At 66.7% G+C, this 14714-nt stretch carries 15 protein-coding genes; 8 read left to right on the forward strand and 7 right to left on the reverse strand.

Annotated features, from left to right (window positions below):
- Nucleotides 1–28 precede the first annotated feature (28 nt).
- From BM244_RS19145 to coxB, 5 genes are all read right to left on the reverse strand, one after another.
- Nucleotides 29–580 (reverse strand): cytochrome c oxidase assembly protein, encoded by a 552-nt coding sequence (locus tag BM244_RS19145; RefSeq protein ID WP_093400509.1) that lies wholly within the window; start codon nt 578–580, stop codon nt 29–31.
- Nucleotides 580–729 (reverse strand): hypothetical protein, encoded by a 150-nt coding sequence (locus BM244_RS23240; RefSeq protein WP_175518304.1) that lies wholly within the window; start codon nt 727–729, stop codon nt 580–582. Before BM244_RS23240 ends, BM244_RS19145 begins: the two co-directional genes overlap by 1 nt.
- Nucleotides 726–1625, reverse strand: coding sequence for a heme o synthase (locus tag BM244_RS19150; RefSeq protein WP_093400510.1), 900 nt, complete (start codon nt 1623–1625; stop codon nt 726–728). Before BM244_RS19150 ends, BM244_RS23240 begins: the two co-directional genes overlap by 4 nt.
- A gap of 534 nt (nt 1626–2159) precedes the next feature.
- Complete coding sequence (gene ctaD, locus BM244_RS19155) at nt 2160–3824, reverse strand: cytochrome c oxidase subunit I (RefSeq protein WP_093400511.1); 1665 nt, start codon at nt 3822–3824, stop codon at nt 2160–2162.
- A gap of 1 nt (nt 3825) precedes the next feature.
- Complete coding sequence (gene coxB, locus BM244_RS19160; RefSeq protein WP_254784602.1) at nt 3826–4965, reverse strand: cytochrome c oxidase subunit II; 1140 nt, start codon at nt 4963–4965, stop codon at nt 3826–3828.
- A gap of 252 nt (nt 4966–5217) precedes the next feature.
- Here coxB and pyrE point away from each other — a divergent pair, with 252 nt between their 5' ends.
- The 5 genes from pyrE to BM244_RS19185 all read left to right on the forward strand — a co-directional run bounded on the left by pyrE (nt 5218) and on the right by BM244_RS19185 (nt 9179).
- Entirely contained in the window at nt 5218–5802 is a 585-nt protein-coding gene (pyrE, locus tag BM244_RS19165; RefSeq protein WP_093400513.1) for an orotate phosphoribosyltransferase, read from the forward strand.
- Nucleotides 5799–6527 carry a pyridoxine 5'-phosphate synthase gene (locus BM244_RS19170; protein WP_093400514.1) on the forward strand — a complete coding sequence of 243 codons (729 nt, stop codon included), beginning with the start codon at nt 5799–5801 and terminating at the stop codon, nt 6525–6527. The genes pyrE and BM244_RS19170 overlap by 4 nt, the downstream gene beginning before the upstream one ends.
- A 168-nt stretch (nt 6528–6695) precedes the next feature.
- The gene (gene acpS / locus BM244_RS19175) at nt 6696–7130 is read left to right on the forward strand and encodes a holo-ACP synthase (protein ID WP_093400515.1); all 435 of its coding nucleotides are present in this window, start codon (nt 6696–6698) and stop codon (nt 7128–7130) included.
- A complete protein-coding gene (gene lepB / locus BM244_RS19180) occupies nt 7127–8104 on the forward strand; it encodes a signal peptidase I (RefSeq protein WP_093400516.1) in 978 nt (325 codons plus the stop codon). Before acpS ends, lepB begins: the two co-directional genes overlap by 4 nt.
- 1 nt (nt 8105) lies before the next feature.
- Nucleotides 8106–9179, forward strand: coding sequence for an AI-2E family transporter (locus BM244_RS19185; RefSeq protein WP_093400517.1), 1074 nt, complete (start codon nt 8106–8108; stop codon nt 9177–9179).
- A 164-nt stretch (nt 9180–9343) separates the two neighbouring features.
- On the opposite strand, the gene BM244_RS19190 is transcribed toward BM244_RS19185, so the two are convergent.
- Nucleotides 9344–10399 carry a glycosyltransferase gene (locus tag BM244_RS19190; RefSeq protein ID WP_254784603.1) on the reverse strand — a complete coding sequence of 352 codons (1056 nt, stop codon included), beginning with the start codon at nt 10397–10399 and terminating at the stop codon, nt 9344–9346.
- 182 nt (nt 10400–10581) lie between these two features.
- Here BM244_RS19190 and BM244_RS19195 point away from each other — a divergent pair, with 182 nt between their 5' ends.
- From BM244_RS19195 to BM244_RS19205, 3 genes are read left to right on the forward strand one after another with little or no spacing between them, the layout of a single operon-like run.
- The gene (locus tag BM244_RS19195) at nt 10582–11514 is read left to right on the forward strand and encodes a hypothetical protein (protein WP_093400519.1); all 933 of its coding nucleotides are present in this window, start codon (nt 10582–10584) and stop codon (nt 11512–11514) included.
- Nucleotides 11511–12026, forward strand: coding sequence for a DUF2141 domain-containing protein (locus BM244_RS19200; RefSeq protein ID WP_093400520.1), 516 nt, complete (start codon nt 11511–11513; stop codon nt 12024–12026). Before BM244_RS19195 ends, BM244_RS19200 begins: the two co-directional genes overlap by 4 nt.
- Before the next feature lie 10 nt (nt 12027–12036).
- Nucleotides 12037–13221, forward strand: coding sequence for a glycosyltransferase (locus tag BM244_RS19205; protein WP_093400521.1), 1185 nt, complete (start codon nt 12037–12039; stop codon nt 13219–13221).
- On the opposite strand, the gene BM244_RS19210 is transcribed toward BM244_RS19205, so the two are convergent.
- Entirely contained in the window at nt 13163–14596 is a 1434-nt protein-coding gene (locus BM244_RS19210) for a DUF2029 domain-containing protein (RefSeq protein ID WP_093400522.1), read from the reverse strand. The genes BM244_RS19205 and BM244_RS19210 overlap by 59 nt on opposite strands.
- Between the last annotated feature and the right edge of the window lie 118 nt (nt 14597–14714).

The raw sequence follows: 14714 nt of genomic DNA on the forward strand, positions 1-14714 counted from the left end.
GTACTCCCCTATTTTCTTTGGCGACGTTCTAGCTGGCTGTTTTCGCAGAATCCACCGGGTAAAACGTATAGCTGAGCGTGATCGTCTGGATATCGGCCGCGTCGGGGTCGGTCAGGATCTTCGGATCGACGAAGAAGATCACCGGCATCCGCGCGGTCTCGCCGGGCTTGAGCGTCTGCTGCGTGAAGCAGAAACACTGGATCTTGGTGAAATACTTGCCGGCCTGCGCGGGCTGGACGTTGAACGTCGCGGTACCGGTGAGCGGCTTGTTCGAGGTGTTGGTGGCGGTGAAGAACGCCATGTCGCGCGCGCCGATATCGACCGTGTCGGAGCGATTCTCGGGTGTGAACTTCCACGGCAGCTTGGGGCTGACGTTGGTGTCGAAGTCGATCTGGATCTTGTGGTCGACCGCGCCGGGGGCGGCCAGCCCGCGGTTGGTGGTGCCGTTGAGCCCGGTCGCGGCGCAGAACAGCCGGTAGAGCGGCACGCTGGCCCAGGCGAGCCCGGTCATGAAACAGATGAAGAGCACCGCAAGCGCTGCGGTGCGGTTGGTGCGCGACATGGCCTTCCAGCCGGCCATCAGTGCGGCATCCCCGCGCGGATCTTGGCGATCGAGATCGCGAAGACGAGGATGACGAACGCCCCGAGGAGGATGGCCATTACGCGCGCGCGACCGCGCTGGCGGCTGCGGATGAGATCTTCCTCCCGGATGGGATCGGGAATGCTCATGCGAACCACCGGTCGACGACCAGCGCGCCGAACATCACGAACAGATACAGGATCGAGTATTTGAACAAGGCCTTCTCCGGTTTCATTGCATCGTCGGCATGCGTGGTGCGCTTCGCGACGCGGACGGCGAGCAGCGCGAACCAGCCGGTGAGCAGCACCGCGGCGATGCCGTAGATCGGCCCGGTTAAGCCGAGCGGCCAGGGCAGGATCGCGACTGCGGCCATCGGAATCGTGTAGAGCCCGATCTGCGTCCGCGTGGTCCGCTCGCCCGACACGACGGGGAGCATCGGCACACCCGCGGCGGCGTAATCGCTCTTCATGAACAGCGCGAGCGCCCAGAAATGCGGCGGCGTCCACAGGAACACGAACAGGAACAGCAGGACGGGCAACAGCGCGACGTCACCGGTCGCCGCGGCCCAGCCGATCAGCGGCGGGAACGCGCCCGCGGCGCCACCGATGACGATGTTCTGTGGCGTACGACGCTTCAGCCAGACGGTGTAGACCAGCACATAGAACAGGATCGAGACGGTCAGGATCGCAGCGGCGACGATGTTGACCGCGACTCCCATGAACAGGACCGAGAACGCACCGAGCCCGACGCCGAAATGCAGCGCAGCCTGGCGTTCCATGCGGCCATCCGGAAGCGGGCGCTTCTGCGTACGCCGCATGACCGCGTCGATGTCCGACTCATACCATTGGTTGAGCGCTCCGGCCGCGCCGGCGCCGAGCGCGATGCAGAGGATCGCGGTGAAGCCGATCACCGGATGCACCGACGTCGGCGCCGCGAGCATGCCGCACAGGCCGGTGAAGACGACGAGCGTCATCACCCGCGGCTTGGTGAGTGCCAGGAAATCGCGCCAATGCGCCGGTGGCAGGAGGGGTGAGGCGGGAGTCATGGTTCGGGTATGCTATACGCGTTGGAAAGGCTTGAGGAAAGCGGTGTGGCTTGGTGAGTGCGCGCGTGATCGTCGTCGCATGGTTGCCAGGTTCCGCGTCCTATCACCGTCACCCCAACGAAAGCTCGGGCGACGGATGGAGGCTGGTGTGAATGATCGACGATCGCCTCCAAACCGTCATCCTGACGAATGTCAGGACCCGGAGCCATGGAAGACGACGCTTTTGAACCTGGGCCCCAACCTTTGTCAGCGTGACGAAAGGGGAAGCGAGGTAAGTCCTCCTGCTTCCTTGTTCTCCCGCGAAGGCGGGAGCCCAGACTGGGTCCCCGCCTTCGCGGGGAAACATGAAGTGGGGCTTAGAACTGCTGTTCAAGCAAAAACGCCCCGGGTTTCCCCGAGGCGTCTTTGTTTTTGGCTGGCCCCGACACGGGAGCAAGTCCCGTGTCGTCGGACGCGGCATTGCCGCGCCGGCCGGTCGGATGCGCGCGGCTGGGCCGCACCGGCGCGTAGCTGGCGCTACGTCACCTCGCATCCTCAATCGATCCGCGGCAGCGTCTCGAACTGGTGGTACGGCGGCGGCGAGGAGATCGTCCACTCCAACGTCGTCGCACCGTCGCCCCAGGGGTTGTCGCCGGCTGGCTTGCCCGCGAGCAGCGACCAGATCAGGTTGATGAAGAACACCACCATGCCCGCGGCCATGATCATGTAGCCGACCGAGGCGACCGTGTTCCAATGCTCGTACTGCGGCGTGTAGTCCGGGATGCGGCGCGGCATGCCCTGGAGACCCAGGAAATGCATCGGGAAGAACATCACGTTCACGCCGACGAAAAACACCCAGAAGTGCAGCTGGCCGAGGAACTCGTTGTACATCTTGCCCGTCATCTTCGGGAACCAGTAGTAGAACCCGGCGAACAGCGAGAACACCGCACCCAGCGACAACACGTAGTGGAAATGCGCCACCACGTAGTACGTATCCTGCATGTAATCGTCGATGCCGCCGTTGGCGAGCACCACGCCGGTCACGCCGCCGACGGTGAACATGAAGATGAAGCCGATCGACCATACCATCGGCGTCTTGAAGGTCAGCGAGCCGCCCCACATCGTCGCGATCCACGAGAAGATCTTGATGCCGGTCGGCACCGCGATGACCATCGTCGCCGCGGTGAAGTACATCTTGGTATTCACGCTGAGGCCGGTGGTGAACATGTGGTGCGCCCACACGACGAACCCGACCACGCCGATCGCGACCATCGCATACGCCATGCCGAGATAGCCGAAGACGGGCTTGCGGCTGAACGTCGAGATGATCTGGCTGACGATGCCGAAGCCCGGCAGGATCATGATGTAGACTTCGGGATGGCCGAAGAACCAGAACAGATGCTGGTACAGGACGGGATCGCCGCCGCCGGCCGGATCGAAGAAGGTCGTGCCGAAGTTGCGATCGGTCAGCAGCATCGTGATTGCCGCGGCGAGCACCGGCAGCGCCAGCAGCAGCAGGAACGCGGTGACGAGCATCGACCACACGAACAGCGGCATCTTGTGCAGCGTCATGCCCGGCGCGCGCATGTTGAAGATCGTCGTGATGAAGTTGATCGCGCCGAGGATCGACGATGCGCCCGCGAGATGCAGCGCGAGGATCGCCATGTCGGTCGACGGCCCGGGCTCGCCGTACGTCGAGAGCGGCGCGTAGAGCGTCCAGCCATTACCCGCGCCACCGAAGAACGGCGACGCCAGCAGCAGCGTGAAGGCGGGGATCAGCAGCCAGAACGACACGTTGTTCATGCGCGGGAACGCCATGTCCGGCGCACCGATCATGATCGGCACGAACCAGTTGCCGAAGCCACCGACCATCGCCGGCATGACCATGAAGAACACCATGATCAGGCCGTGCGCGGTGATCAGCACGTTCCAGAGATGGAGCGATTCGTCGAGGCTGGCGGGGCCGCCGTGGAGCATCGACGCCCAGCCCTGGAGATACTGGATGCCGGGATGCGCGAGCTCGGCGCGCATGAGACCCGAGACCGAGCCGCCGATGATCCCCGCGACGATCGCGAAGATCAGGTACAGCGTGCCGATGTCCTTGTGGTTGGTCGACATGAACCAACGCGCGAAGAAGCCCGGCTTGTGATCGGTATCGTGGTGATGGTCGTGCGCTTCGTGGGACACGAAGGCCGACGGGGTGAGAGCGGTGTCGGTCATCTTACTGTCCCGCGTTGCCGGCGCCGGCCGGGTTTGAGGTCGCGCCCTGCGTCGTCGCGGGGGCTGTAGTGGTCACGTTCTCGACCGGGCCGGTGGCGTTGGCGGTTTCCGCCGCTTCGGCAACCTTCGCCGCGGAGCCGTCGGCGCCGGGTTGCGGGATGACCTTGTCGGACGCCTTGCCTGGGGTCGGCATCGTGCCGCCCTTGGCCTTGACCCACGCCGCGTATTCGGCGGGCGGAACCGCCTCGACCGCGATCGGCATATAGCCGTGACGCGCGCCGCACAGCTCCGAGCACTGGCCGAAATACAGGCCGGCCTTGTCGATCGTGAAGCTGGTCTCGTTCAGGCGGCCGGGGATCGCGTCGAGCTTGATCCAGAACGCCGGGACCGCCCAGCTGTGGATCACGTCGTTCGACGTGGTGATCAGGCGGATCGGCACGCCGACGGGGAGGACGATGCGGTTGTCGGTGGCGAGCAGCTTGGGGCCGTCGGCATCGGTACGGCCACGCTCGCCGGCGGCGACGTCAGCCTTTTCCTTCAACATGTTGGCGGTGATCTCGAAGCCGCCATTGTCCGGATACTGATAGGTCCAATACCATTGGTTGCCGATCGCCTTCAATGTCACCGCACCCGACGGGGCCGGCTTGAACTGGGCTTGCAGCAATCCGATCGAGGGCACCGCGATCAGGACGAGGATCACGACCGGGAGCAGTGTCCAGAGAATCTCGATGACCGTGTTGTGCGACGTCTTCGACGGCACCGGGTTGGCGGCGCGGCGATAGCGGAACGACACCCAGAACAGCAGCGCGAGGACGAACAGCGAGATGACCGTGATCGTCGGCACCAGGATCGAATTGTGCATCCAGTGCGCGAACTGGCCGTTTTTGGTCACCTGCGGCTGGAGGCCGAACAGGCCGTCGGTCGGCTGGCCGATCATCGGCTTGACCGTCATCGCGGGCGCGCCGTCCATCGCGAGCTCGGGGCTGGACGGGTTGGCGGTCGGCGTGGCGGCGGCGGTCGTCGGTGCGGTGTTTGAAACGCCGGCCGGAGCGGCGGCGGCCTGCGGGGCAGGCGTCGCTGCTGGCTGGGCCGCATGCCCGGCGACACCACCGAGACTCGCCAGTGCGAGCCCCGCTGCCATCGCAAATCCTCTCATCCCCATTTTGCGCATCGTTGTTCTTGACCCCGGTTTATAGCGAACCCGATTTCACGGACGCGCGGATGTCTGCTTATGATTTGGGAAGAGCTATACCCAGCGGGGGGGCTCGCCTCAAGCATTGTCTGGATTCGAATGGCATGGGACCAGCACGGCGAGCAAAACGCCGGTTCTCGTTGCACGTGGTTTCCCGCGCTCGTATCAGCGCGGGCAGACCATTTGGAGCGATGATCCGCAATGACCGAAGACGACGTGCTTGCCGAATTCCGCGCTGCCGAAGCGTTGCTCGAAGGGCATTTCATCCTGTCCTCGGGGCTACGCAGTTCGCGTTACCTGCAATGCGCGCGGGTGCTGATGGACCCGGCCCGAGGCGCACGTCTCTCGGAAGCGCTGGCGGCGTCGATCCCGGCCGAGTTGCGTGCGCAGATCGATATCGTCGTCTCGCCGGCGATGGGCGGCGTGATCGCCGGCCACGAAATGGGCCGCGCGCTCGGTGTCGAGGCGGTATTCCTCGAGCGGCCCGACGGCGTGTTCGAACTGCGCCGCGGATTCCGCTTGGCGCCAGGCCAGCGCGTGTTGATGATGGAGGACGTCGTCACCACCGGGCTGTCGTCGCGCGAGGCGATCGCGGCGATCGGGCGCGCGGGCGGTGTTACCGTTGCGGCGGCGGCTCTGGTCGATCGGTCGAACGGGACGGCGGATCTGGGCGTGCCGTTCTTCCCGCTGATCCGGCTCGATGTGCCGACCTATCCGGCGGATGCGTTGCCGGCCGAACTCGCGGCGATCCCGGCGATCAAGCCCGGCAGCAGGGCTGCGGCATGAGCCGCGACCTGCGTCTAGGCGTCAACATCGACCACGTCGCGACCGTACGGAACGCACGGGGGGCAGGGTATCCAGATCCGGTACGGGCGGCGCTGGTCGCTGCGGTGGCAGGGGCGGACGGGATTACCGCGCATCTGCGGGAGGATCGCCGGCACATTACGGATGACGACATCGCGCGGTTGTCGGCCGAACTGACGATCCCGCTCAACCTGGAGATGGCGGCGACCGACGAGATGCTCGGCATCGCGCTGCGCCACAAGCCGCACGCGGCGTGCATCGTCCCGGAAAAGCGCGAGGAACTCACCACCGAGGGTGGGCTCGACGTCGCCGGGCATTACGACCGGATGGAGCGACTGGTGGATGCGCTGGCGGGGGCGGGCATCCGCGTATCGCTGTTCATCGAGCCCGATGCGCGCCAGATCGAGGCGGCGGTGCGGCTCAAGGTGCCGGTGATCGAATTGCACACCGGTCTGTATGCGGAACTGTCGGGCGAGGCGCGAACGGTCGAGCTGCGACGGCTTACCGATGCGGCGGCGCTGGCGGCGAAGAACGGCATCGAGGTGCATGCGGGCCACGGGCTGACCTACGACAACGTCGCGCCGATCGCGGCTATCCGGCAGGTTCGGGAGCTGAACATCGGGCATTTCCTGGTGGGTGAGGCGCTGTTCGTCGGGCTTGGCGAGGCTGTGCGGCTTATGCGCGAGGCTATGGATGCGGCGCGGTAAGTCAGAAGGTTTGTTCACGCGGAGACGCGGAGCCGCGGAGCAGAAGGGGGTTGCCGGGAGCCGTCCCGGTTACTTCTCGCCTTCGCCGCGCTTGCGGCTCTCATACTCTCCGCGTCTCCGCGTCTCCGCGCGAACAAAACCTTTGGTCTTCCGACTCCAGGCATCGCGATGATTATCGGGCTCGGGTCCGACCTGTGTAACATCGAGCGGATCGCGGTGTCGGTCGAGCGGTTCGGCGAGCGGTTCGAGCAACGGGTGTTCACCGATGTCGAGCGCGCGAAAGCGGCGCGGCGACCGTTCACAAAGGCCGGGACGCTGGCGAAGCGGTTCGCGGCCAAGGAGGCGTTTTCCAAGGCCGTCGGGACCGGGTTTCGCGCGGGCGTGTTCATGCGCGACATCGGCGTGGTCAACGCCGCCAGCGGCGCACCGACGCTGGCGCTGACCGGAGGAGCCAAAGCGAGGCTTGACGCGTTGACCCCCGAAGGCCACGCCGCGCGCGTGCATTTGACGATGACCGATGATCATCCGTGGGCGCAGGCCTTCGTGATCATCGAAGCTATACCTCTGATATTCCCGGACATGGGCCAGGATATGAATCGATGAAGGACGCGGCGTTGGACGGCAACGAGTTCCCCGAAAAGCCCCTTGCGCAGACCGCGGCCGATACCGCGCCACCGGCCAGCACCACCCCAGAAACGACACGTCGCCGCGGCACCGACTGGTGGGGCGAGGTGAAGGGCATCTTCTGGCTGATCCTGGTCGTGCTTGGCTTCCACAGCTTCATCGCCAAGCCCTTCTATATCCCCAGCGAATCGATGCTGCCGGGGCTGCGGATCGGTGACCGGCTGGTGGTGACCAAGTTCGCTTATGGCTGGTCGTTCGTGTCGCCGACGATCCCGAACCCGGTCGCGATCTTCAAGGGCGTCGTGCTGCGCCAGCAGGAAGACAGCTGGAGCGTGTCGCTGCCGTTCATCCACGGCCGCCTGTTCGGCTCGCTGCCGACGCGCGGCGACGTGGTGATCGTGACGCCGCCGGGCACGCATAACGACTATATCAAGCGCGTCATCGGCCTGCCCGGCGACAAGCTGGCGGTGCGAGGCGGGATCGTGTTCCTCAACGGCGTCGCGGTGAAGCGCGGCCCGCTGCACGACACGCTGATCCCGGTCGACACCAACAGCCCGTGCAGCGAGATCGACTATCCCGGCGCGCGCGAGACGCTGCCCGACGGGCGCGAGATGTGCCGCCTGCCGACCTATACCGAGACGCTGCCGAACGGCCGCCGCTACGAGACGATCGATCTCGAATCGGACAGCCAGGGCGACAATTTCGCCGAGATCACGATCCCCGCGAACCACGTTTTCCTGATGGGCGACAACCGCGATCGCTCCGCCGACAGCCGGTTCGCGCTGAGCCAGCTCGGGCTCGGCGGGCCGGTGCCGTACGAGAATCTCGGCGGTCGTGCGGAGTTCATCACCTTCAGCCTCGACGGCGATGCGACGTTCAACCCGCTGAGCTGGTGGAGTTCGCTGCGCCCCGATCGCGCCGGTACCTCGCTCCACCCCGCCAAGGTGAACTGAGATGGCCGACACGAAGACCTTCGAAGAACCCAGCCCTGTGGAAATGCGCGATCCGTTCCTGCGCAAGGAACTGAAGCGCGCGACGATCTGGCTCGGGCTCGCCTGCGTGATCGCGCTGTTGATCGTGCTGGTCCAGCCGTTGCTGATCATCTTTGCGGGCATTGTGCTGGCCGCGCTGTTCGATGGCGGCGTGCGGCTGCTCGGACGGGTGCTGCCGATCGGGCGTGGCTGGCGGTTGCTGATCGTCGTGCTCCTGACGTTCGCTTTCCTCGTCGGGACGTTCATCCTGACTGGCGTGCAGGTGACCGAACAGGTCACGCAATTGCGTTCGACGCTGGAATCCCAGGCGAACCGGTTCACCGGCTACCTGTCGTCGCAGGGGCTGATGCCGGGCGCGTCGGACGTCAACGGGATCGTCAAGCAGGCGCTAGGATCGGTTGGGCGCGTGACGTCGTGGGTGGGCAGCGCGATCGGCGCGATCACCAGCATGTTCATGATCCTGATCCTCGGGCTGTTCATCGCTATGGACCCCGGCACCTATTCCCGCGGAATGCAGTGGATGGTGCCGAGCGACCTCCGCCCCGAGTTCGCCAAGACGCTGGTCAAGATGGGCGCGACCTTGCGCCGCCTGCTAGCCGGGCGCCTGCTCGGGATGGCGGTCGAGGGCGTCGCGAGCGGCATCGCGCTGGCGGTCGGCGGCGTGCCGATGGCGATGCTGCTCGGCATCATCGCGGGCATCCTCGCGTTCATCCCGAACGTCGGCGCGATCGTGACCGGCGTGCTGATGGTCGCGGTCGGGTTCAGCGCGGGCGTCGATACCGGGTATTGGGCGATCGGCACGTACCTCGTGGTGCAGACGATCGACGGGTACGTGATCGTGCCGATGGTCGCCAAGCGCACCGTCGATCTCCCGCCGGCGTTGACCCTGGGCGCGCAGATCCTGGCGAGCGCGCTGTTCGGGATTTTGGGGCTTGCGCTGGCCGACCCGATGACCGCGATGATCAAGACCGCGCTCGAGCGGCGGTCGGAGCGGGAAGAGGAGAAGGCGGAGGCCGGCGATCAAGCTACGGCCTGACGTTCCCCTTGCTACTGGCTGCGGGTTCAAGCTCCCATTCCGTCATCCCCGCGGACGCGGGGACCCATACTGGCAAACCCCTGAAAATATGGGTCCCCGCGTCCGCGGGGATGACGGGAGGTGGGGGCCGGGTACGTCAATGGGGCGGGTAATCGAGTAGGAGGTTACCGCCTGACCAATTGGTCGAAGAGCGCGAGGTAGCGGTCCGCCGAGTCCGCGCCGGGCTGCGGTACTGGCTCCAGCCGTTGCGCAGTCGGCGCTAGCCATGCATCCAACGCTGCGATCAGCCCCGCCGCGTCGTCCCTCGCAACGACCGTCCCACGGTCGGGCCGATCGACAATTTCCACCACCGCCGCGCTCGAGTCGGTCGAGATCACCGGCGTCCCGACCGACAGCGCCTCGCGCAAAACCCCCGGTACGCCTTCGTACTCCGACGTCAGCGCCAGCACGGTCGCGCGCGCCATCACCGGGAGCGGATCGGTGCTGTGGCCGAGCAACAAGACCCGTCCCCCCAAGCCAAGCGCGTGAATCTGCGCCTCGATCGCTCCCCGCTCCCTCCCTTCACCGAGGATGACGAGCGGTATCGTCAGGTCCGCCAGCAACGGCAGCGCGGCGATCAGCCGGTCCCAGCGTTTCTGCGGTTCGAGCCGACCGACGCCGAGAATGAAGCGCGCCGGCAGATCCGGCAGCGCGCCCGGAATCGCTACCGCCGGCGGGTTCGGGATCACACTCGTTCGCCCGACCATTCGGGTCGCCAGGGCCGCCTCGTCGGCAGTCGCAGGCGTCATCGCCACTAGGTGATCGAGGAACCCGCCGTGCCGCGCGAGCCAGACCTGGTGCGCGGCGTGCATCAGCCGGCCGTGATCGGCACGCGCGGGGGCATTGGACATCTTGGCGACGATTGGCGGACACGCCTTGCCGAGCCGCAGCCGGGTCCATGCCGCGATGCCCGTATAGAAATTACCGGGACAGAAGATCCCGTCGGGCGCGAGACGACGCACGACCCCTGGTAAGGCCAGCAGCCGCGAGGGCGCGACGATCTCCAGACCGTCCGGCAATTCCGCTGCCAGCGGACCGGAAATATCCTCGATCGCCAGCGTCACGCGCCGCCCCGCCGCGAGCCAGCCGCGCGCCAGACGCAGTTGCGCGCGCTCGACCCCGCCGCCGCGCAGATCCTCGGCATAGGTCAGGATGTGCTGGGCGGTCGGCGGCTCGCTCACGGGTGACATATGGGGGTCATCATAATGCGCGATTGGTAGAGCGGAGATCGCGACCGAATGAAACCGACTTTACGTGCATGCGCGGCGGCGGGCGGCTATCAGGCCGCGCGACTATGGGCGGGCAGGGGCGGCGGGCAACGGGCGGCGGAACGGCGTGAGGACAGTGGTTTGAGGACCGGCGAGTGAACTTCCGTACGAAAACTGCCGATCGCGACGGCTATGCGGACATCGCGCGCGCTGGGCTCGAGCCGCTGAAGGCGCTCGGCAGCCGCTGGCCCGCGATCATCGGAGCGGCGCTGACGCTGGCGATGATCGTCGGATTGGGGCGCGAACTGCTCGGGCATGGCCTTGCCGGGCTGTCGCGCTCGGTGCCGCAGGATCCGCGCTTCTATGTGTGTTTCGGCCTGCTCTACATGTCGCCGCCGACCGGGGATTACGTCATCTTCCGGCGGCTCTGGGGGATTCCGCTCGGTGGGCTCGTCGCACTGATCAAGAAGCGGATCGCGAACGAAGTCGTGTTCGGCTATTCGGGCGACGCGTATTTCTACGCCTGGGCGCGCGCCAAGGCGCGGATGGTCGCGTCGCCGTTCGGCGCGGTGAAAGACGTGTCGATCCTGTCCGCGATCGCGGGCAATGCGGTAACATTGCTGCTCGTGGCGATCGCGTTGCCGCTCGGCCGGGATCTGTTGACGCACGACCAGTTCCGCACCGTGCTGGCGTCGGCGGGCGTGACGCTGGCGATCTCGCTGCCGTTCCTGATCTTCTCGCGCCGCGTGTTCTCCCTCCCGCGCGCGAAACTGTGGTGGGTGTTCGGGATCCACTGCATCCGGCTGTTGTGCGGATCGGTGCTGATCGCGTTCGCGTGGCATTTCGCGCTGCCGGGTGTGCCGGTGGGTATGTGGCTTTTCCTCGCTGCCGGGCGTCTGCTGGTGTCGCGCCTGCCGCTCGTGCCGAACAAGGATCTGCTGTTCGCCAACGCCGCGATCCTGCTGATCGGGCAGGACCAGGCCTTGTCGGAGCTGATCGCGTTCACCGCCGCGCTGACGCTGCTGGTGCATGTCGCGCTGATCATCCTGTTCGGCATCCATGCCGGGCTCACCCGGTTGCGCGCGTGATCCGCGCCTGTGTCGCGCTCGTCGCGGTCGCTGTGCTGACGGGATCGGCCGGGGCGCAGGTGCTCGGCAGCGATGCGGCGGCATGTCGACCCGGTGAGGGGCCGGCGATCGCGGTGGAGGTCACCGGGCTGAAGGATCGCACGGGCGAGTTGAAGCTCGAACTCTACCCGGGCGAGGAAGCCGATTTCCTCACGGATGACCGCGTTCTGATCGCCGCGGGAAAGACGTTTCGGCGGGTGGTGGTGCCGACCCCTGCGAAGGGCGCGCCGATGCTGTGTATCCGGGTGCCGCGGCCGGGCCGCTATGCGCTGTTGCTGACGCATAATCGCGACGGGAAGAACAAGTTCGGCTTCTGGACCGATGGCGCCGGGTTTGCGAGCAACGTGAAGCTCGGGCGGGCGCGACCCAAGGTCGAGCAGGCACTGGTCGAGGTCGGCGCGAGCGTGACGACGGTGCGGATCACCGTGCAGTATCTGCGCGGGCTCGGCGGGTTCGGGCCCGTCACGCCATGAGGGCTGAGCTTTGAGAATCGTCGACGTCAACGAGTTCTACTCGCCGACCGGCGGCGGCGTGCGGACCTATGTCGATCGAAAGATGGGCATCATGGCGGACATGGGGCATGAACTGATCGTCGTCGCGCCGGGCAAGGAAGACCGGGTCGAGGAGCGGCCGGGCGGCGGGCGGATAATCTACCTCAAGTCGCCGGGGATGCCGTTCGATCGGAACTACGGGTTGTTCTGGGACGAGGGCGCGATCCACCGGGTGCTCGACGATCTCGATCCGGACGTGGTCGAATGCTGCTCGCCGTGGCGACCGGCGTGGTTCGTCGGCGACTGGCAGGGGCGGGCGGTGAAGTCCTTCTTCATGCACAACGACAACATCGCGGCCTATGCGCAGCGCTGGTTCGCGGGCGTCGCGAGCCATGACCAGATCGAGCGCGGGTTCGCCTGGTACAGCCGGTACATGCGCCGCTTCCTCGAGAAATACGACGTCGTCGTCACCAACGGCCCGGCGCTTGAGAAGCGGTTGCGCGCGCGAGGTCTGCGGATCGACGCTGCGATGCCGCTCGGGATCGAGCGCGGGCATTTCTCGCCGGACCTGCGCGATCCGCGGTTGCGTGCGGCATTGCTGCGGCAGTGCGGGTTGCCCGAGGACGGGATGCTGTTGCTCGGGCTAGGGCGGCATCACGGCGAGAAGCGCTGGCCGCTGGTGGTCGATGCGGTGGCGCGGGCGGGGGCGACTCTGCCGGTTGGGCTGGTCCTGATCGGTGCGGGGGCGCAGACCAAGGCGATCCAGCGGCGGATCGGTGGCTCGCCGCACATCCGGATGTTCGCGCCGGTGTATGACCGCGAGCGGCTCGCGCGGATCATGGCGAGTTGCGATGCGCTGATCCACGGGTCGGAGGCGGAGCCGTTCGGGCTGGTCGCGTCGGAGGCGATGGCGTCGGGCCTGCCGCTGATCGTGCCGGATACGGGCGGGTGCGCGGAAGTCGCCGATCCTTACGCGAGCGAGCTCTACGCGGCGCGCGATGCGGAGAGCGCGGCGGCAGCGATCGGCCGGTTGTTCGCGCGGGATCCGGCGTTGCTGCGGCGGGCGGCGGCGGTGGCGGCACGGCATGTCCGCAGCGACCGCGAGCATGCGGTCGAGCTCATGGACTATTATGCGGGGCTGGTCGCGGCGAAGCACGGCGTGCGACGTACAGCGTGAATCGGGTGTCGGGGACGGGAACCACTCGATAGCCTTGGCGGATCGCGTAGGTGGCGAGCGCTGCGTCGATTCGGTCGTCGCCGCTGCTCCACGCGCCTTCGCCGCCGGTCATGATCGCGGGCGGCAGGCCCAGCAGGCGCATCCGTGCGTGCGAGACCAGGCGGAGTTGGCGTTCCTGGCTCGCGTTCAGGAGCGCGGTGCTGCGGAAATAGAAGGGGCCGGTGGCGAAGCGCGGGTCGATCGCCTGGCCGGGCAGGAATTGCGGGGAGAGCGTGGCGACCGGGCCGGCGACACGTTCGCGGTCCAGCGTCTCGCGAACCGCGGCGGCATCGCGCATCGCGTCGAGCATCGGGATGCCGCCGCTCGCGACGGCCTCGACGGTGGGGGCGAGCCCTGCGCAGGCGAAGACGACCGCGGCGATCCGCATCGCCTTGCCGGGTGGGTGCGCGTGCCAGACCAGTGCCAGTCGGACGAACAGCGCAGGCAGCATCGGCAGCAGATATTGCCGCCAGGTCGGCACCGGCGCGAGCGCGGCGATCAGGCCGGCGAGGATCAGCAGGTCGAGGATCAGGTGCCAGCGGTGGCGCTTGCCCATGGTGGCGACGATCGCGAGCAGGGCCGGCCCGAGCGCGAGGAACTTGAGCGTGTCGACGATCTTGGCCAAGTTCGACAGCTTCCACGGGCGGGCCTGGTACCATTCGGTTGGCGCCTGGCCGGGGAAGCTTAGCACGCCGAACAGGAAGCCTTCGGGGGCCTGGAGGAACAGCGCCGCCGTCAATGCAACGAACGGGAGCGTGCCAAGCAGCGTCCACCACGGGCGGCGGTCGGCGCGGAACATCGTCCAGATGCCGTAGGTGAGCGCGGGAAGGGCGTAGGAGATTTTCGCGGTCGCGGCGGCGGCGAGCAGCGCGCCGACCAGGATAGCGTCGCGTCGGCATGCCTGGTCGCGGGCAGTTCTGACGATCGCGGGGAGGGCCAGCGCGAGGCAGGCGGCGGGGAGCGCGTCATTGCGCGCGGTGCCGATGCTGAAAAGGAGGATGTCGCAGGTGGCAAACAGCGCGGCGGCGATGGTGGCGGCGCGGGTGCTGGCGCCGCCGATGCGCGCGGCGCGGTGGACGGCTGCGATCGTTGCTACGCCGAGGAAAGCGTTGGTTATGCGGAGGGCTGGCCACGTCCAGATGCCGGCTAGCGCTGCGATCGGGGCGAAGAGGTAGGGTTGGAGCGGGGTCTGGAGGTAGGCAAAGTCTCTGTAGGGAAGGAGGCCGTGCGCGGTGAGGATTGCTGCGGCGACGTACTGGCTCTCGTCGTGGTCGACGGGGCGCAGGAGCGCCAGGGTGATCAGGAAGATCGCCAGCGTTGCGACCACCAAAAGCATGTTCACCCGCGAAGGCGGGTGTCCAGACTGGGCACCCGCCTTCGCGGGTGAACAATTTTGGAGAGCGGTGTGCTTAGCCACGAATGCAACCATACCCACCGGTTCCACCCCGGCGAAG

This window comes from Sphingomonas sp. OK281 (genome assembly GCF_900115295.1).
In the GTDB taxonomy this organism is placed as follows: domain Bacteria; phylum Pseudomonadota; class Alphaproteobacteria; order Sphingomonadales; family Sphingomonadaceae; genus Sphingomonas.